General features: G+C 59.1%; 19 protein-coding genes and 3 pseudogenes. 9 read left to right on the top strand and 13 right to left on the bottom strand.

Annotated elements, in window-relative coordinates; translation table 11 throughout:
- Nucleotides 1–39: 39 nt before the first annotated feature.
- The 4 genes and pseudogenes from BLU75_RS27885 to BLU75_RS13465 all read right to left on the bottom strand — a co-directional run.
- Nucleotides 40–212 (bottom strand): annotated as a pseudogene (locus BLU75_RS27885) (EAL domain-containing protein); the annotation flags it as partial.
- A gap of 112 nt (nt 213–324) precedes the next feature.
- Nucleotides 325–666 (bottom strand): hypothetical protein, encoded by a 342-nt coding sequence (locus tag BLU75_RS13475; RefSeq protein WP_084378212.1) that lies wholly within the window; start codon nt 664–666, stop codon nt 325–327.
- Nucleotides 663–1,049 (bottom strand): phage holin family protein, encoded by a 387-nt coding sequence (locus BLU75_RS13470; protein ID WP_084378213.1) that lies wholly within the window; start codon nt 1,047–1,049, stop codon nt 663–665. The genes BLU75_RS13475 and BLU75_RS13470 overlap by 4 nt, the downstream gene beginning before the upstream one ends.
- A gap of 2 nt (nt 1,050–1,051) precedes the next feature.
- Nucleotides 1,052–1,366, bottom strand: a complete 315-nt coding sequence (locus BLU75_RS13465) for an ElaB/YgaM/YqjD family protein (RefSeq protein ID WP_084378214.1) — start codon at nt 1,364–1,366, stop codon at nt 1,052–1,054.
- A gap of 350 nt (nt 1,367–1,716) precedes the next feature.
- Between BLU75_RS13465 and BLU75_RS13460 the strand changes: the two are divergent.
- A pseudogene (locus BLU75_RS13460) lies at nt 1,717–1,887 on the top strand (ammonium transporter); the annotation flags it as partial.
- 64 nt (nt 1,888–1,951) lie between these two features.
- Here the strand turns inward: BLU75_RS13460 and BLU75_RS13455 are convergent.
- Nucleotides 1,952–3,682 (bottom strand): cation:proton antiporter, encoded by a 1,731-nt coding sequence (locus tag BLU75_RS13455; RefSeq protein WP_084378216.1) that lies wholly within the window; start codon nt 3,680–3,682, stop codon nt 1,952–1,954.
- Nucleotides 3,683–3,833: 151 nt separating this feature from the next.
- Between BLU75_RS13455 and BLU75_RS13450 the strand changes: the two genes are divergently transcribed.
- The 3 genes from BLU75_RS13450 (at nt 3,834) to BLU75_RS13440 (ending at nt 5,444) form a co-directional block, all read left to right on the top strand.
- On the top strand, nt 3,834–4,073 hold the full coding sequence (locus tag BLU75_RS13450; protein ID WP_084378273.1) for a glutaredoxin family protein: 240 nt from the start codon (nt 3,834–3,836) through the stop codon (nt 4,071–4,073).
- Nucleotides 4,074–4,148: 75 nt separating this feature from the next.
- On the top strand, nt 4,149–4,484 hold the full coding sequence (locus BLU75_RS13445; RefSeq protein WP_084378217.1) for a transcriptional regulator: 336 nt from the start codon (nt 4,149–4,151) through the stop codon (nt 4,482–4,484).
- 69 nt (nt 4,485–4,553) lie between these two features.
- Nucleotides 4,554–5,444, top strand: coding sequence for a pseudouridine synthase (locus BLU75_RS13440; protein ID WP_084378218.1), 891 nt, complete (start codon nt 4,554–4,556; stop codon nt 5,442–5,444).
- A gap of 67 nt (nt 5,445–5,511) precedes the next feature.
- Here BLU75_RS13440 and BLU75_RS13435 read toward each other — a convergent pair whose 3' ends face one another.
- Entirely contained in the window at nt 5,512–5,733 is a 222-nt protein-coding gene (locus tag BLU75_RS13435; protein WP_084378219.1) for a YgdI/YgdR family lipoprotein, read from the bottom strand.
- An 80-nt stretch (nt 5,734–5,813) separates the two neighbouring features.
- The gene (gene mobA, locus BLU75_RS13430) at nt 5,814–6,416 is read right to left on the bottom strand and encodes a molybdenum cofactor guanylyltransferase MobA (RefSeq protein ID WP_084378220.1); all 603 of its coding nucleotides are present in this window, start codon (nt 6,414–6,416) and stop codon (nt 5,814–5,816) included.
- A gap of 76 nt (nt 6,417–6,492) precedes the next feature.
- Between mobA and moaB the strand changes: the two genes are divergently transcribed.
- The 3 genes and pseudogenes from moaB to yegS form a co-directional block, all read left to right on the top strand.
- Nucleotides 6,493–7,032, top strand: coding sequence for a molybdenum cofactor biosynthesis protein B (gene moaB / locus BLU75_RS13425; protein WP_084378221.1), 540 nt, complete (start codon nt 6,493–6,495; stop codon nt 7,030–7,032).
- 22 nt (nt 7,033–7,054) lie between these two features.
- On the top strand, nt 7,055–8,242 hold the full coding sequence (locus tag BLU75_RS13420) for a molybdopterin molybdotransferase MoeA (protein WP_165447461.1): 1,188 nt from the start codon (nt 7,055–7,057) through the stop codon (nt 8,240–8,242).
- An 85-nt stretch (nt 8,243–8,327) separates the two neighbouring features.
- A pseudogene (gene yegS / locus BLU75_RS13415) lies at nt 8,328–9,252 on the top strand (lipid kinase YegS); the annotation flags it as partial.
- Here yegS and BLU75_RS13410 read toward each other — a convergent pair.
- From BLU75_RS13410 to BLU75_RS13400, 3 genes are all read right to left on the bottom strand, one after another.
- On the bottom strand, nt 9,214–9,873 hold the full coding sequence (locus BLU75_RS13410; RefSeq protein ID WP_084378223.1) for a response regulator: 660 nt from the start codon (nt 9,871–9,873) through the stop codon (nt 9,214–9,216). The pseudogene yegS and the gene BLU75_RS13410 overlap by 39 nt on opposite strands.
- Complete coding sequence (locus tag BLU75_RS13405; RefSeq protein WP_084378224.1) at nt 9,870–10,763, bottom strand: sensor histidine kinase; 894 nt, start codon at nt 10,761–10,763, stop codon at nt 9,870–9,872. Before BLU75_RS13405 ends, BLU75_RS13410 begins: the two co-directional genes overlap by 4 nt.
- Before the next feature lie 451 nt (nt 10,764–11,214).
- Nucleotides 11,215–11,661: a hypothetical protein gene (locus tag BLU75_RS13400; protein WP_084378225.1), complete on the bottom strand. Its 447-nt coding sequence runs from the start codon at nt 11,659–11,661 to the stop codon at nt 11,215–11,217.
- Nucleotides 11,662–12,198: 537 nt separating this feature from the next.
- On the opposite strand from BLU75_RS13400, the gene BLU75_RS13395 reads away from it, so the two are divergent.
- The gene (locus BLU75_RS13395) at nt 12,199–13,134 is read left to right on the top strand and encodes a chemotaxis protein CheV (protein WP_084378226.1); all 936 of its coding nucleotides are present in this window, start codon (nt 12,199–12,201) and stop codon (nt 13,132–13,134) included.
- Nucleotides 13,135–13,197: 63 nt separating this feature from the next.
- Nucleotides 13,198–14,004, top strand: a complete 807-nt coding sequence (locus tag BLU75_RS13390; protein ID WP_084378227.1) for an MOSC domain-containing protein — start codon at nt 13,198–13,200, stop codon at nt 14,002–14,004.
- Nucleotides 14,005–14,067: 63 nt separating this feature from the next.
- Here the strand turns inward: BLU75_RS13390 and ppnP are convergent, their stop codons facing one another.
- The 3 genes from ppnP to BLU75_RS13375 form a co-directional block, all read right to left on the bottom strand.
- Nucleotides 14,068–14,352 (bottom strand): pyrimidine/purine nucleoside phosphorylase, encoded by a 285-nt coding sequence (gene ppnP / locus BLU75_RS13385; protein ID WP_084378228.1) that lies wholly within the window; start codon nt 14,350–14,352, stop codon nt 14,068–14,070.
- Nucleotides 14,353–14,400: 48 nt separating this feature from the next.
- Nucleotides 14,401–14,943 (bottom strand): 3'-5' exonuclease, encoded by a 543-nt coding sequence (locus tag BLU75_RS13380; protein ID WP_084378229.1) that lies wholly within the window; start codon nt 14,941–14,943, stop codon nt 14,401–14,403.
- Between the two features lie 71 nt (nt 14,944–15,014).
- Nucleotides 15,015–16,949: an acetyl/propionyl/methylcrotonyl-CoA carboxylase subunit alpha gene (locus BLU75_RS13375; protein ID WP_084378230.1), complete on the bottom strand. Its 1,935-nt coding sequence runs from the start codon at nt 16,947–16,949 to the stop codon at nt 15,015–15,017.
- Nucleotides 16,950–17,082 lie beyond the last annotated feature (133 nt).

Raw genomic sequence — 17,082 nt, 5'->3', positions numbered from 1 at the left:
CCAGCTTCCCGGTTCGGCCCGCCGGGAGCAAGCGAAAAACTACACGCCAGTGGCATCAATAACGATTAACAGCAAACGCTGACCGTTGTCGAAGAATTGCCCTGCTGGATGGCGGTAGTGATGGGGCGCCACGTGGCGGTAGGGGCTGGAAAGACGCAGGTGGGTTCGTCCCGGCCTTCGGCCAACGGCTGATAAAAATAGCGCCGCCACGACTAATGCCAGTCAGTTAAGCCAAACTCCTGTGGGAGCGGCATAAAGAAAGCCCGGCTTTCCTCGCGAGAGAAGCCGGGCCTGATGCGCCTGCAGCGATGTAGCCAGCGTCGGTCAGCGCTTGCGACCGGCGCCCTGCATGGCCAATTTGATCAAGGGAATGAGGCCGGCACTGAGTCGTACCAAGCGAGTCATGGTGCTCAGACTGCCACCCTTGGCCCCTTTGCCGGTGAGAAACCCCAGCACGGTCACGGCCGCCACGCCCCACAGCGGCGCATGCTTGAGGCCGAAGCCGTCTTGCCAACTCTGGCCCATATTGCGCACCTTTTGCAGCGGTAGCAGCAGTTGCTGGGACTCGTGGCGAATTTCCTGGCGGTGCATTTCCATGCGCAAGCGAATCAACGCCTTGCGCATTTCGCGTCGGGAGTTGGTCTGCGGCAGTTCAGTCCGGCTCATGGCAGCAGGCGCTCCCGATCATTGGCCAACTCTTCGAGTGTGGCGTGGAAAGGTGTGGATTCATCAAACACCGCAGCCTTCAAGCGCACTCCACAAAACGCTGCGGCCAGTACATAGAAGACACAGAGACTGATAATCCCTGCCAGGCGATGGGTGTCCCATACCAGGATCATTACCAGTGCCGACAAGCCCACCAGTAACAGAAGGGCAAACACCAAAGCCAGGCCGGCAAATAGCAGCAGGCTGACGGTACGTGCTTTCTGTTCCTGCAGCTCGATGCCGAACAATTCGACATGACTGTGCAGCAAGCCCAGAACCGCTGCACCCAGGCGCCGTGAGGAAGAGCTTGGGCCCGTGGACGAGCCGGATTCGCCGATAGCCATGATTAGCGCCTTGTGGCCAGCAGGCCAATCAGAAACCCGACGCCGGCAGCGATGCCGACGGCCTGCCAAGGATTGGCCTGGACATAATCTTCAGTGGCGGTGACCGCTGCCTTGCCGCGCTCGCGCAAGGAGTCTTCGGTCAGTTTCAGGGTCTCGCGGGCCTTGAGCAGGCTATCGTGAATTTTTGAACGTAGTTCATCTGCCTGGTCACCCGCCAGTACCGCTGTATCGTCCAGCAGCTTCTCGGTATCGCTGACGAGGGTCTGGAAATCTTCCATCAATATTTCTTGAGCCGTCTTTGCCGTTTCGCTAGCCATGATTATCTCCATGAGTGGCTGGTGGGTATTTTTTCAATGGTTTTGTTTCGAGTCACCGGCATCGGTGAAGGTTCACTGCAATCGTCTGGTACAGCATATTGCTATGCCTTGCTGCGCAAACCCTGAACGTGCGCTGAATCCGAGCGGTTTCGGCCAAGGCCTAAAAAACCTTACCCTAAATAACTAAAACCCGTGGAAAAACCCGGCAGTCATTGTCTTTTCCAAGCGCCGCTGCGCTAAAGCGGTTCATGTTCTTTGACGAGGATCAAACGTCAGGTGCCATTTAGTGCGCGACCGTTGGCAATGAACTGATTGGGTGCTTTTCCTGAACTGCAGGCCTGCCAGCTTCCATGGGCAGTGTGCAAAGCGCGCTGGACATACTGGTCCATAGCTCCAATACCTTATTCATACGGTTCGGCGCGGTGATGGTTTTGGCCTTGCACGCCGGCTTCGCGTTTCTCGAGGTCGGCACCATCAGGCAGAAAAACCAAGTCAATGCGCTGTCGAAAATCCTCAGCGACCTGCGCTTGCCTCAGGAAGAGGAGTACTACGGCGCGAACTTGTCGATCCACCAGATTGGCGCTGTCAGTCAGGATTAATGGGGGGATCTCGGTCGGCGTTGCTCTTGCGATAGAAACCGTGAAGCAGGCTGTAGCGGTTGTGCCGTACTTCGTCGACGCGGTCCCGCACCTGCTGGTCCGGCAGTCCCAGCATGATCAGTGCATGCGAGGCGAGCATCAGGCTCGACTCCAGCAGCTCGGGCACTACTTCGCTGGCTCCGGCGGCTTTCAGTGCCGTCAGTTGACTGTCGTCGCGGGTGCGTACCAGGATCGGCACCTTGTGGTTGAGCCGTCGCGCTTCCTTGAGGATGGCCAGCGCAACGTCCGTGTTGTCCACGGCGATTACCACCAGTCGCGCGCGCTCAAGGCCAACTGCACTGAGCAGCGCGCCGCGACGACAATCACCATAATGCACGCTGCTTTCTTCGGTGGTGGCTTCCTGGACGCGCTCCGGGTCGTCGTCTAGGGCGATGAACGCATGTTGTTCGCTGCGCAGGAAACGTCCGATGGATTGGCCGACCCGGCCATAGCCGCAGATCAGCACATGCCCTTGCAGTTCGGCGTTGAGGGCGGTGATTTCTTCCAGCCGGACTTGTTGGTTGGGGTTGCGGTGCAGGCGCAGGGCGATGCCCGGAGCGGCCCGGAGCAGCAACGGCGTCAGCAGCATCGAGCAAAAGGTCGCCGCCAGCAGCAAGCCGCTGTATTCGGTGGGCAGCAGATTGCTCAACTGCATCTGTGCCATCAGCGCGAAGCAGAACTCACCTCCTTGCGCCAACGCCAGGCCGCTGCGCCAGGCGGTTTCACTGTCGCTGCCCCGCAGCTTGACCAGCAGGGCCACGATGCCGCCCTTGATCAGCATCAGGGCGAGGGTCAGCCCGAGAATCTGCAGGCTGTGGCTGACGAATAGTTGCAAGTCGATCAGCATGCCGATACTGACAAAAAACAGTCCCAGCAGAATGTCTCGAAACGGACGGATATCCGCTTCGATCTGGTGCCGATAATGGCTTTCTCCCAATAACATCCCGGCCAGGAAGGCGCCGAGGGCAGGAGACAGCCCCAGCAGGTGCGTCAGCCACGCCGTAAGCAGCACGATGACTAGGGCGAGCAGCACGAACAGTTCTGCCGAATGAGAGGCGGCTACTTCGTGAAACAGGCGCGGCAACAACCAACGGCTGGCGAACAGTAAGCCCAGAAACAGCACCACGGTTTTACCCAGTGTGGCCGGCAATGCCCAGTACCAGGTTTGATCACTGCTGCCGGCAAACACCGGAACCAGTGTCAACAACAGTACCGCCACCACGTCCTGGAACAACAGCACGCCGATTGCATTCTGGCCGTGGCTGCTGAATATCTCCCCAAGGCTGGTCAGCTCCTTGCTGACTATCGCAGTCGACGATAATGCCAGCCCGGCCCCCAGTAACAGGGCTGCGGTGGGGGTTAGCCCCACCAGTATCAGCAAGCCCCCCAGCAACAATCCACAACACAGCACTTGCAAACTGCCCAGGCCAAATACCACTCGGCGCAAGGCGAGCATTTTTGTCAGGGAAAACTCCAGGCCCAGGGAGAACAGCAGGAACACCACGCCCAGCTCGGCGAGGTCCGGCAGGTCTTCACTGTCATTCACCCAGTCGAGGGCGGTGGGGCCAACGGCCAGGCCCACGCACAGATAGCCGAGCACCGGGGGCAACTGCAGCCGCCTGAAGAGTGCGATGACCACCAGGGATGAGGCAAGAATGATCAGCAGGTTGGCAAACACAGACATCTCCGTTGGGAACTGCGGCAAAACGCTACGAGCATCGCTGACTGAGTGATAGGCCCTGCTGATCTGAATCAGCTGTCTGTCCTGACTCGACGAGGTTTTTCCCGCGGCCTAGAATAAACGCCTGTTCCTATTGGGTCTGTTCATCATGCCTCCTGAATGCCAGCTGTTCACCACCTTGGGTTGCCATCTCTGCGAACTCGCGGAAGAAGAACTCATGCCGTTGGTCGAGCACGGGCTGCTGGTGGAGTTGGTCGACATTGCCGATTCCGAAGCCTTGTTCGAAGCCTACGGGCTGCGTATTCCCGTGCTGCGCCGGGTGGACACGGGAGCGGAACTGGGATGGCCCTTCGACACCGAGCAAGTGGTCGCCTTTCTTCTAGGCTAGCGCTATTCCATTGGCGGGTTGCTGATTATTCGGTTACTGTATGTTTGTACAGCGATTGAGTGAGAGGGAACGCCCGTGGTGAATGTCGAACAATTGAAAAGCAGCGTCAATCGCATGTCTGTCGATGTGGTGCAAGATGCGGTGCAGGAGCTGCGCCTCGATGGCCTGGTCACTGAGGGCAAGACGCCGTTCAACAAAGTGCATTTTAATACGTGCTTTGCGGAAATCGAGGCATTGTTCCAGCGCGCCGGTTACCACAAACAGCTGGACGTCGTCGGCTATCAAGGCTTGTTGTACGCGCTGTACGATCCTGGCCGCTGGGAGGCGGTGGATGTGCTGCGTTGGCTCAAGGAGTTTACCGAGGCCGCGAGCGCGTCGAGGCTGCGGCAGGCCGAGCTGGTCAAGGCTTGAGATTTCCAGGCTTGGCGCGGGTTGATGAGGGATAATGTTCGTCGTACTTTCCAGGCTCTGAGCATTCGCATGTCCGATACCGGTTTTTCCGCTTCACAGAACCAGGCCAGCACCTTGTATCTGCCGCCTGGCCCTTGGGCGACGGTGCTGGATTGCCTTTGCGGGCACTTTCGCGCCATTGGCCGTGAACAATGGCTGGATCGTATTGCCCGTGGTCGCGTGCTCGACGGGAATGGTCGGCCAATTACCGCAGATCTGGCCTACAAGGAAGGCCTGCGCATCCACTACTTTCGCGAAGTGCCGGATGAGAAGCCGATTCCCGTACAGGAGAGCATTTTGTACGCGGATGAGCATTTGGTGGTGGCGGACAAACCGCATTTCCTGCCCGTCACGCCCGCGGGCGAGTATGTCGAACAGACCTTGCTGCGGCGCTTGATCCGTCGCCTGGACAACCCGGCGCTGGTGCCGCTGCACCGCATTGATCGCCACACGGCGGGGTTGGTGCTGTTTTCTGCCAATCCCCGGACACGCTCGGCGTATCAGCAACTGTTTCCGACTCGCCAAATCGACAAGTTCTACGAAGCCATTGCTCCGGCATTACCTGGGTTGACGTTCCCGTTGGTCCACAAAAGTCGCTTGGTGGATGGCGAGCCCTTTTTCCGCATGCAGGAAGGGCCGGGCGCAAGCAACACGGAAACAGCGGTGGAGGTTCGCGAAAAAAACGCTGGCCTATGGCGCTACGGCCTGTTTCCGGTGACCGGCAAGAAGCATCAGCTGCGGGTGCACATGACCGCGCTGGGGGCGAGTATCTGTAATGATCCGTTCTATCCCGATGTCATCAAGGACGCCGAGGATGACTATGCCAATCCGCTCAAGTTGCTGGCTCAAGGCGTGCGGTTCATTGATCCGGTGAGTGGGGCAGAGCGCAGCTTCAGCAGTGAAATCGTCCTTGAGTGGTGATCGGTTCCAGGCGCCAGATACAACGAAGCCCGCTAAAAAGCGGGCTTCGTTGTATCTGCATCAAGACTTACAGGTCCTTAACGGTGCGAACCTGATCCTTGTTGATCCGGGTGCGCTTGCCATCAAGTTGTTCGAATTCGTAGAAACCGGAGTCTTCGTTGAACTGAGGGGTATCGACGGCCTGGATTTCGCGACCGTCATTCAGGGTGATCACTGTTGGCGAGGCGCAACCGGCAAGGGTAGCGAGGCCCAGTGCAAGCATGAAAGCGGCGATGGTCCGTTGGGTCATGAGTCTGTCTCCGAGAGAATTCTGTTTTGATTACCGAACGTGTGACGTATGGAACGCGGGCAAAGTTCCTTGTGCAAGCTTCATTCTGACACGCTGGGCCGGGGGTGCAACAATTCTGGTGTGTTGAAATTGTCCAGGCGCGGATCATTTTCCGCGCAAACCAGGGCCTGGGCGCCCAGTTGCAACAGGATCTGCCGCGGGCTGCGCTCTCCGGCCTGCCAGGCGATTTCAACACGCGCGCGAAGCTGTGTCGGAATGACGCAGAGCAAGGGCTCCCAAAAGTCACCGTGCCGCAGCATCAAGGGCACCTGTGGATGTTGCCGGGTTTTTTCGAGCATGGCGTTCAACAGCGCTGCGTCGATTTGCGGCACATCGCAGGGCAGCACCAGCAAGTGTGCATGGCGAGCTGCTGCCAGCCCGGCCCGGATACCGGCGAGCGGGCCCGGAAAGTCGGGGCTGTCATCGCTGACCAGGCGATCGCCGTAGGCGGCGTACTGTGGCTGGTTACGGTTGCAGGAGATGATCAAGTCATCCGTCAATGGCCGCACCAGACGATGCAGGTAGGCAATCAGCGGTTGTCCTTGCCAGTCAAGCAAGCCTTTGTCTTGACCGCCCATGCGCTGGCCACGACCGCCGGCCAGCAGCAGGATCGAGCAAGGAATGAGGGAAGAATCGAGTGACATGACGGCTCCGCTGCGGCAGTGAAATAGGGGGCTGTGATATAACATCGGGCTGTTTCTTCGACAACCGGACCAAGCCATGAAAGCCAAGGCTGATGCGCCTTTCGTACCTCTGAATATCGCTGTACTGACTGTCAGCGATACCCGCACCCTGGAAACCGATACTTCCGGGCAGGTCTTTGTAGACCGTCTGCTTGCTGCCGGTCACCGTCTGGCCGAGCGGGTGTTGCTCAAAGATGACCTCTATAAAATCCGCGCGCAAGTCGCCCACTGGATCGCCGAGGAGGTGGTGCAGGTGGTGTTGATCACGGGCGGCACCGGCTTCACCGGTCGCGACAGCACTCCGGAAGCCGTGAGTTGTTTGTTGGACAAGCACGTGGATGGCTTTGGTGAGCTGTTCCGGCAAATCTCGGTGGCCGATATCGGCACCTCCACCGTGCAGTCGCGAGCGTTGGCCGGGTTGGCCAATGGCACTCTGGTGTGCTGCCTGCCAGGCTCCACCAATGCGGTGCGTACCGGTTGGGACGGGATTCTCGCCGAACAGTTGGATGCGCGTCATCGCCCGTGCAATTTCGTCGCGCATCTGAAGCAAGCCGCGCCCTGTGAATCCCGTGGATAAGCCCGGCAAGAGCGGCGCCCTGATGCCGCTGGAGGAAGCGCTTGAGCGCTTGCTGGCGATGGCCGCAGCGGCGCCGATCAGCGAGCGGGAACGCTTGCCGCTGGCTGAATGCGATGGCCGCGTCCTGGCCCAGGCACTGATTTCCACGCTCGACCTGCCGCCCTGGCCCAACAGTGCCATGGACGGTTATGCGTTGCGCTTGGCCGATTGGACGGGCGAGCCACTGGTGGTGAGCCAGCGGATTTTCGCCGGTGCTGCACCTGAGCCGTTGTCGCCGGGCACGTGCGCGCGAATCTTCACCGGCGCGCCGGTGCCGCTGGGCGCCGATTGCGTGGAGATGCAAGAAAACGCCGAGGTCCAGGCGGATCAGCGGGTGGTTTTTACCCAAGCGTTGCGTGTCGAGCAGAACATCCGGCCACAGGGCCAGGAAACCACGGTGGGCGAAGAAGTCTTGCCCGCCGGTACACGACTCGGCCCGATCGAGCTGGGCCTTGCCGCCTCCCTGGGGTGCGATCAACTGGAGGTGGTGCGACGCGTCCGTGTGGCGGTGTTGTCTACCGGTGACGAACTGATCGAGCCGGGCCTGCCACTCGGCCCGGGGCAGATCTATAACAGTAATCGACGCCTGCTGTGCAGTTGGTTGGCGCGCCTCGGGTGTGAGGTGATCGATGCTGGCATCTTACCCGACGATCTGCAGCAGACTCGTACCCGGTTGGCGGCGTTGGATTCGGTAGACCTGATTTTGTCCACTGGTGGTGTTTCGGTAGGCGAGGCTGACTTTCTCGGTGTGGCGCTGCGCGAGGAGGGCGAGCTGGTGTTGTGGAAGCTGGCCATCAAGCCCGGCAAACCCCTGACATTCGGTCACTTCCAGGGCGTGCCGGTGATCGGCTTGCCGGGCAATCCGGCCTCCACGCTGGTGACGTTCGCCTTGCTGGCCCGGCCGTATCTGTTGCGTCGCCAAGGCGTCGAAGCGGTGCAGCCGCTGCGCTTTGAAGTGCCGGTGGGGTTTGCCTGGCCCAAACCGGGCAATCGTCGTGAGTATTTGCGCGGACGCCTTGAGCACGGGCGCGCCATTATCTACCGCAATCAGAGCTCCGGCGTGTTGCGCAGTGCCGCGTGGGCCGAAGGCTTGGTGGAAGTGCTGGAAGGCACGACGTTGAAGGAGGGGGACCGTGTCAACTTCATACCTTTGAGCGAAGTGTTGGGTTGATGAATTAATTCGTCGCCAATGGCTTTTTTCCCAATCTTGAAGGTCAACATTCCTCAGATCCCTTTAAACGACAGGAGCATCACCCATGAGCAAGCCCAAGGCATTGTTGATTCTGCACGGCAAGCAAGCCCTCAATGAGGACGTGCGGGCAGCCGTGCAAGGCAAGCGCGAACAGGGTTGGGATCTTGCGGTACGGGTGACGTGGGAGGGCGGCGATGCGCACCGCTTGGTGGGCGAGGCACTTGAGGCCGGTTATACGCAACTGATTGCCGGCGGCGGCGACGGAACCCTGCGCGATGTGGCCGAAGCCATGGCCCTGGCCAAGACCGAAGCCAGCCTGGTGCTAATGCCCTTGGGTACCGCCAATGACTTTGCACGTGCCGCCGGTGTGCCGCTGGAGCCTGATCAGGCGCTCGCGCTACTGGATGTGCCAGCGCGTGCGATCGATCTGGGACAGGTCGGCGGGCAGGTTTTTCTGAATATGGCGACCGGCGGTTTTGGCAGTCAGGTCACCGCGAATACGTCCGAGGAATTGAAAAAGGTGCTGGGTGGGGCGGCTTATCTGTTTACCGGTTTGTCCCGCTTCAGCGAATTGCACGCGGCTTATGGCGAATTGCAGGGGCCGGATTTCCATTGGCGCGGCGAGCTGCTGGCCTTGGGTATCGGCAATGGACGTCAGGCCGGCGGTGGTCATGAATTATGTCCGGGCGCCCTGGCGAATGATGGCTTGCTGGATATCAGCATTCTGCCCGCGCCTCAGGAAGTGGTCGGCACCCTGCGCAGCCTGATGACTGACGGTTGGGGGCTGGACAACCTGTTTGTCCGCGCGCGGTTGCCTTGGGTTGAAATCAAGGTCTCCGAAGGGCTCGATATCAACCTCGACGGCGAGCCACTCAGCGGCAATGACTTGCGTTTTGAAGTGTTGCCCGGCGCACTGAACGTCCACCTGCCCGTGGATTCAGCGTTGTTGGCTAGTCGTCCAGACTGATGATCTGCTCGCGCACGGCAAACAACACCAGGCCTGCGATGTCGAAGATCTGCAAGCGTTTCATGATTTGCGAGCGATGGGCTTCCACAGTCTTGATGCTCAGGCCCAGGCCGTTGGCGATCTCCCGGGTGGACTTGCCGCGCACGATCAGCCGCAGGATTTCCAACTGCCGCACGGTCAGGTTGTGGTTATGCACGGGCGGCATAATCTCGGTTTGATTACGGGTCAGCGCCTGGCTGATGACCGTGTGGGCGATCGCAGGGCTCAAATAGCGCTCGTTATTGCGCAGCGCTTGCAAGGCGTGCTCCAGCTCGTTGGCGGTGGTGTCCTTGAGCAGGTAGCCATGGGCGCCTGACTCCAGGGCGCGCATGATCAGTTCCGGGTCGGTGTGCATCGACAGGATCAACACTTTGCTTTTGGGATAGGCGTGCTTGAGCTGCTGCAGGGCATCCAGGCCGCTGGTATGTTTCATCGACAAGTCCAGCAGCACGATATCCGGTTGCAGCGTCCGGAACTGTTCCAGTACTTGCGCACCGTCATCGGCTTCGCCGATCACTGCGTAATCGGGAAGGTCCATGACCAGTGCGCGCACCCCGGCCCGGATCAATATGTGGTCATCCACCAGCAGTAAGTTGCAGATCACTCTAGAACCTTATGGGGATTGGCCCGTTCGAGGACGCGCGGAGCCCAGGGGAAAAGCGCTTCGATCCGTGTTCCTTTGCCCGGTTGGCTAATGACAGATAACGTGCCTCCCAGTTGATCAACCCGCTCGGCCATGCCGGCCATGCCCCGCTGTCCTTCCCGGCCAGGATTGACGGCAGGGGAAAACCCTTCACCGTCATCGCTGACAAACAGCGACAGGCCCTCGGGCTGGCGTTGCAGGCGTACCAGCAGGTTACGCGCCTGCGCATGGCGCAGCATGTTGGTCACTGCTTCCTGGGTGATGCGAAAGGCCGCCACGGCTGTCTCTTCGGAAATTCCGTTCAGCCGCTGCTGGCATTCCAGGCTCCAGTGGACTGACGTATGTTCCAGCGTCTTGAGCAGATGCGCCCGCAGACTTGCCTCCAAACCCAGGCTGGCCAGTTGCCGTGGATTGAGAATGGCGGAAACGTCTCGCACCTTGGCCAGGGTTTCGTTCAAGGTATTGCACAACACGGCGCAGGGTTCTCGAAGCTCTTCCGGCAAGCGGCGCTTGAGCCAGTCGCTTTGCAGCTTGGCAGCGGTCAGCAGTTGGCCGATGTCGTCGTGCAATTCGCGACTGAGACGGTGGCGTTCGTTTTCCTGGACTTGCAGCAGCCGGTCGGCCAACTCCTGGGGTTGGAACTTGATGGCCTTGCGCGAACGCCACTGTTGCAAGCCGATAGCGGCCAGAACCGTCAAGTTGAGGATCAGCACGGCGATTGGCAGCGGAGCGGAGTGTGCGTACGTCCACAGACTGGCCAGGGTCGAGCTGATACACAGGCCGAGCGTCATCCAGCGTGCATTGCGTCGGGACACGGACCTTGCAATGAGGGACTTGAGACTGGCATGCATAACGGTTGGAGCCAATGGATGTTCGCTGCGGGTAGAAGACCCGTCACGAAGTTCGGCCGGGCGCTGTTTGGAAAACACGTGCGGGGCATAATCCGATTCGGGTCGACATGGCGTTGAGTTCGATGGGCGCGCGAGGTGCTTTTCATGTTTTCTTGCATCATGAAGTTCGGCGATCCAAGCGCGGGATAGTACCACTAACCACTGCCATTGGTCGCCCGGTGCTGTTCTCGAACGGTCTCACGGATCAACAAGGGCCGCTGCATAGGCGTTCCGTTAGCGTTTCGCTGAATAACTTATATGTTTCATCTTGTGTTGTGTCGTTATTGCCCGATCATACCCATCGTTTATTTTTCTCGAGGCGTACTGATGGGGGATTTAGTTGTCGTTTTCAGATACCTGCAGCGTCGAAGACGACATCTACAGATATCGACGAACTAAATTTGAAAAAGAGTCAGGCGGTGTGTGAAAGCGTTTGTCGAGCGGGGGACTCGAGGCCTATTTGGGGAATCTGTTGGATTGCCGTTGCAATCAATGCTGTTTGTTCGTTTTCATCGAGGCTGAGTTTGCCGGTCTTGGGGTCGATCAATTCCAGTTGCCAAGCCATCAGATTCAAGCAGTCGTGTAACACCTTCAGGGCTTCATCGTGGAGCTGCAGGGGATTCTGGGCGTTGCCGAACAAACTCAGGAGACGCCGTGGGAATGTGCTGATGGCGCTCAACGCCATGGCGTCGGCTTTTTCCGCCAACTTGAGCGGGCTGCCTTTCAAGCAGTCGATGGCGTCGTTATCGTTTCGGAACTGGCGCAGGTGACTTAAGCATTCTTCAGACTTGGTCAGCAGCATTTCAGCCTCCAGAAGGAATTCGGGAAGCGTGTCTTGCCACTCTTTACCGTCGTTCATCAGGAAAATCTCCACAACATACGGTCAGATGATGAGGTATCACACGGGGGCAAGAGCTGTAAGCTACCGTTGGAATATGACCGGAATTTGTAGTTTTCTTCTGATTTTTTCGTAGTGCGTTTATTGAGGTGATCAGCGCAGCGACGTGTGTCCCTGGGGGCCGTTGAACTAACGATGGTTGCCAAGGCGTGGGTGCCTGGAAGGCCTATGGGCCGTGGGCTTGCGATAGCAAACAAAAGCCTGACTCCATTCATTGCAATGAGAATGGCGTCACATTAATGGCTATTGGATATCGCGAATATCAGGTTAGGCCTGATTGCGTCTAAGGGAATCCCCTACGAAGCGGAACCTCGTGGCGAATTCAGGGTCGCGACCCTGTGTTTGAGGTCGAAGGCAGAAGTGAGTTCAGTAAACCATGATGTCAGTGTGACATCAATGTATTTGCATGGCATTTTAGGGGGAATCAAGGTCCGGCAAATGCCGCCGATAACCTTCCTAATAGAGCAGTAAAATTCTTTCGCGCATCAGGAGTCTTTAATGGCCGGCATTCTCGACACGGTAGATCAACGCACGCAATTGGTGGGTGAGAATCGCCTGGAGCTCCTCATGTTTCGCCTGGCCGGGCGCCAGTTGTTCGCAATCAACGTGTTCAAGGTGCAAGAAGTCCTGCAATTACCCAAGCTGACGCTGATGCCGCAACGTCATCCCTTTGTCTGTGGAGTGGTCAATTTGCGTGGCCAGACGTTGCCGGTAATCGATCTGTCCCAGGCCATCGGCATGCGGCCATTGGTGCCCGGCCCTGGCAGCACCATTATTGTCACTGAGTACAACCGTTCGGTGCAGGCATTCCTGGTGGGCGGCGTCGATCGCATCGTCAATATGAACTGGGAAGCGATCCTGCCACCGCCGACCAGCGCTGGCCGCCAGCATTACCTGACCGCCATCAGTAAGGTCGACGACCAGTTGGTGGAAATCATCGACGTGGAGAAAGTCCTGGCGGAAATCGTGCCCTACAACGCCAAGGTTTCCCGTGAAAAATTGGACGACCCCGTGCTTGAACGTGCGCGTGGGCGCGAAGTGCTGCTGGTGGATGACTCCAATGTGGCGCTGTCGCAATTGCGCGACACGCTGGGCCAGTTGGGGGTGAAGATGCACATCGCCAGTGATGGCCTCAAGGCTTTGAATATGCTCAAAGGTTGGGCAGACAGCGGCCAGGTGATGACTGACAAGCTGTTGATGATTTTCACCGATGCCGAAATGCCTGAGATGGACGGTTATCGCCTGACCACCGAGATCCGCAACGACCCGCGCCTGCGTAGCCTGTATGTGGTGCTGCATACCTCGTTGTCGGGCAGCTTCAACGAATCGATGGTGAAAAAGGTTGGCTGCGACAACTTCCTCTCCAAATTCCAGCCAGACAAGCTGGTGGATGTGGTGCGTCAGCGCCTGATGCTGGATGAAGCGGCGTCCTGATCTTTTTGATTCTCTCCACGGGCTCATATAGGGTGACGGTTTTGCCCATAGGAAAGCAGGCTCATGCTGCGTCTTAGCGCGTTGTATCGGTACCCGTTGAAGTCTGGCAGGGGCGAAACCTTGCAGCATATCGGTCTGGATAAACTCGGGCTGAATGGGGATCGACGCTGGATGTTGGTTGACGAGGCCAGCGGGCGTTTCCTGAGTCAGCGTGCGGTGGCGCGGATGAGCCAGTTGTCTGCGCTCTGCAACGCCGACGGAGGCTTGACCTTGAGCGCCACCGACATTCCGGCAATGGATGTGCCGTTGCCCGGGGTTGAGGCTCAATTGCGTGGCGTCACCCTCTGGCGCGACACCTTTCGGGTTCCCGACGCCGGCGACGCCGCGGCAGCCTGGGTCAGTGATTTCATCGGCAAGCCCACGCGCCTGGTACATCTCCCGCTGGAACGCGCACGTGCCACGGCAGCCGGATATGGCAAGGATGATGATCAGGTGGCTTTCGCCGACGGTTTCCCCTTGCTGCTCATCGGCCAGGCTTCCCTTGATGACGTGTCGCAGCGTATCGGCCGCCCCATGGAAATGCTGCGCTTTCGCCCTAACCTGGTGGTCGAAGGTGGTGAGGCGTTTGCCGAAGACAGCTGGAAGCGGGTGCGGATCGGTGATGTCGAGTTTCGCGTGGTCAAGCCCTGCTCGCGCTGCATTCTGACCACCCTTGATCCTCGAACCGGAGCGCGCAGTGAAGACCGTGAACCCTTGACCACGCTCAAGACTTACCGTGAGCGGGACGGTGACATTCTGTTTGGCCAGAACCTGGTCAACGAGGGGGCGGGTCACCTTGAGGTCGGGATGCCGGTGACGATTCTGGAGTAGCTGATCGCGCAATGAAAAAAGCCCGTCTCACAGCAGACGGGCTTTTTTTTGAACGCAAAAAGCTTAGGCGCGGTATTCGCACAGGTAAGCGGTATCCACCTCAACCTTCAACTGGAACTTGCTGTCGGCGGGCACATTGAATTGACTGCCGGTTTTAAAAGTTTCCCAGCTGTCGCTGCCCGGCAGCTTGACGGTCAAGGCGCCGGACACGACGTGCATGATCTCGCGCTGAGCGGTACCGAACTCGTATTCGCCCGGGGCCATGACGCCGATGGTCGCCGGACCTTCGGTAGTGCCGAAAGCGATCGACTTGACGGTGCCGTCGAAGTACTCATTGACTTTGAACATGGGCGAATCCTCGAAAAAAGGGGCAAGAAAGGCCGGCCAGTATGCCTTCTACACGGGCAAAATCAACGGCAGCAGGCGCGCAGTGTTGCGTGCATCTTCCAGTGCCCGGTGTTGCTGGCCGTTGAACTGCATCCCCGCCAGTTGCAGCGCTGCGTTGAGCCCCAGGGGCTTGTCCAGGCGCCGAGCCTTGGCAAAACGTTGCTTGAGGTTCATATGCGGCGTTTGACTGAGCACGCTGGGCAGGCCGTGGCGCTGCCACTCGATCTCCAGTTGCTGACGGTCGTAGTCGCCCCAACTGGCCCAACCTTCCAGGCGCGACCGATGCTGCCCGAGCCAGCGCTCGAACAGCGCCCAGACTTCGCCCAACGGCGCGGCGCCTTCGATATGAGCCTGGCTGATGTGCGTCAACTGGCGGCAGAATGGCGTCAGCAACGGACGGCGCAGAGGTCGCACGAAGCGCTGGAAATGGTCCAGCTCGCGGCCCTGGCGATTGACCAGGGTTGCACCGATTTCGATGACTTCCATCTCGGTCACGGGCCAGCCGCCTTCATCCGTTGTGGCTTCAAGATCAATAATCAGCCAATGAGGCATCGCAGGTTCCCGTACTATTCCTTTCCTGATGGGGATAGAGCGTAGCCAAGTCTGGTAGTTCCGCTCAGGGGTTACTCAATCAGCAGCAATACCTGGCGATTGCGCACTTGATCGCCTGTCGAAACTTGAATCTGCTTGACCACTCCGTCGATGCCGGCCTTGAGCGGGTGTTCCATTTTCATCGCGTCCAGCACCAGCAGCAGCTGGCCTTTACGCACTGAATCACCTTCGCGCACCTGCACCAGGGCGATGGCGCCGTCCATCGGCGCCTTTACCGTGCCACTGTGGGTTTCGGCCAGGCGGCTGGCCACGACTTGGGTTCGATTGATCACCTGCAGGCTGCTGCCAGTAACGCAGAACCAGAGTTGTGCGTCTTGCAGGTGATAGGCAATTCGACGGCGGATGCCGTTGAGGGTCAGGGTAGCCCAGCGTCCGTCGGTATCGAGGTCACGAATCTCGACACCGGCGATTTGCAGGTGATTGTCAGCCAGTGCGCTGATACTCACTTCGCTGATTTCATCCTCGACCGCCAGGCGGTAGCTGCAAGGTGCACTCGCGGTGTTGCGCCATCCGGCCAACGGCGGGGAATGCACCCGGGCGCTGTGTCGGTAAAACAATGCGGCAGCCACCGCCAGTTGTTCGTTGGTGATCTGTCGGGCGGTGATTTCGCTGAAGTGCGCGCCGATAAACCCGGTACTAAAATCCGCGGCGATAAAGCGCGGATGCTTGAGTAAATCCGCCAGCAACCACTGATTGCTCACCACCCCCAGCAATACACAGTCTTCCACCGCCCGCAGCAGTTTACGCCGTGCCTCTTCACGGGTTGCGCCATGGGCGATGATCTTGGCCAGCATCGGGTCGTAGAATGGACTGATTCGCTGGCCTTCAAGCAAGCCATGATCGATCCGCACGTCGGTGCCTGGTTCCCAGCGCAGCACATCGCCGGTTTGCGGCAGAAAATTCTCGCTCGGGTCTTCGGCGTAGAGTCGCACTTCCATGGCGTGGCCGTTAAGGGTCAGCTGCTCCTGGCGCAAGGGCAGGGGCAGGCCGGCGGCGATTTGCAGTTGCCAGTCCACCAGGTCCAGGCCGGTGATCAGCTCGGTTACCGGGTGCTCTACTTGCAAGCGGGTGTTCATTTCCAGGAAGTAAAATCGGCCACCCTTGTCCAGCAGAAATTCCACGGTGCCGGCGCCGACATAATTCACTGCGCGCCCGGCCTTGAGCGCCGCGTCACCCATGGCTTGGCGCAGTGCTGCGGTCATGACCGGGCAGGGCGCTTCTTCGATGACTTTCTGATGACGCCGTTGTACGGAACAGTCCCGCTCGCCGAGGTGGATCAGGTTGCCGTGGGCATCGCCGAACAGCTGTACTTCAACATGGCGCGGCTCGATCAGTGCCTGTTCGAGGATCAGTTCGTCGCTGCCAAAGGCATTCAAGGCCTCGGAGCGCGCGGTGTGCAACTGTTCCAGCAAGTGTTCGCCACTGTGTACCAGGCGCATGCCACGTCCGCCGCCGCCGGCGCTGGCCTTGATCATCAGGGGATAGCCGATGCGATCGGCTTCCTGTTGCAGCGTAGCGTCGTCCTGCGCGCTGCCTTGATAGCCGGCGATGCACGGGACACCGGCGTTGAGCATGGCGATTTTTGACTGGCGCTTGCTGCCCATCAGCTCGATGGCTGCGGCGCTGGGGCCGATAAATACCAGCCCGGCGTCGGCGCAGGCGCTGGCGAACCCGGCGTTTTCCGAGAGGAAACCGTAGCCGGGATGAACCGCATCGGCGCCGCTGATGCGCGCGGCTGCAAGGATGGCCGGGATGTTCAGGTAGGAGCTATGTACAGGTGCCGGGCCGATATTGACGGCTTCGTCGGCTATTTGTACATGCAGGGCGTTGGCGTCGGCATCGCTGTATACCGCTACGGTGCGGTAACCCAGTTTCTGGGCGGTGCGCTGGATGCGACAGGCGATTTCACCGCGGTTGGCGATCAGGATTTTCTGGAAACTGGGCAATTGGGAACCCCTTTGTTTGATGGTGTACAGATCCGCGTTCGCGATAACGCCCTGTAGGAGCGAGCTTGCTCGTGAAGAACCTGAGGGCACCGTGGAGTACCCGTTTTCCCGCGTTATCGTTAACGACCTTCGC

Origin of the sequence: Pseudomonas mucidolens (assembly GCF_900106045.1) — a bacterium.
Classification (GTDB): domain Bacteria; phylum Pseudomonadota; class Gammaproteobacteria; order Pseudomonadales; family Pseudomonadaceae; genus Aquipseudomonas; species Aquipseudomonas mucidolens.
The sequence above is the reverse complement of the archived record's forward strand: the minus strand, read 5'-3'. Positions and strand labels throughout refer to the sequence as shown.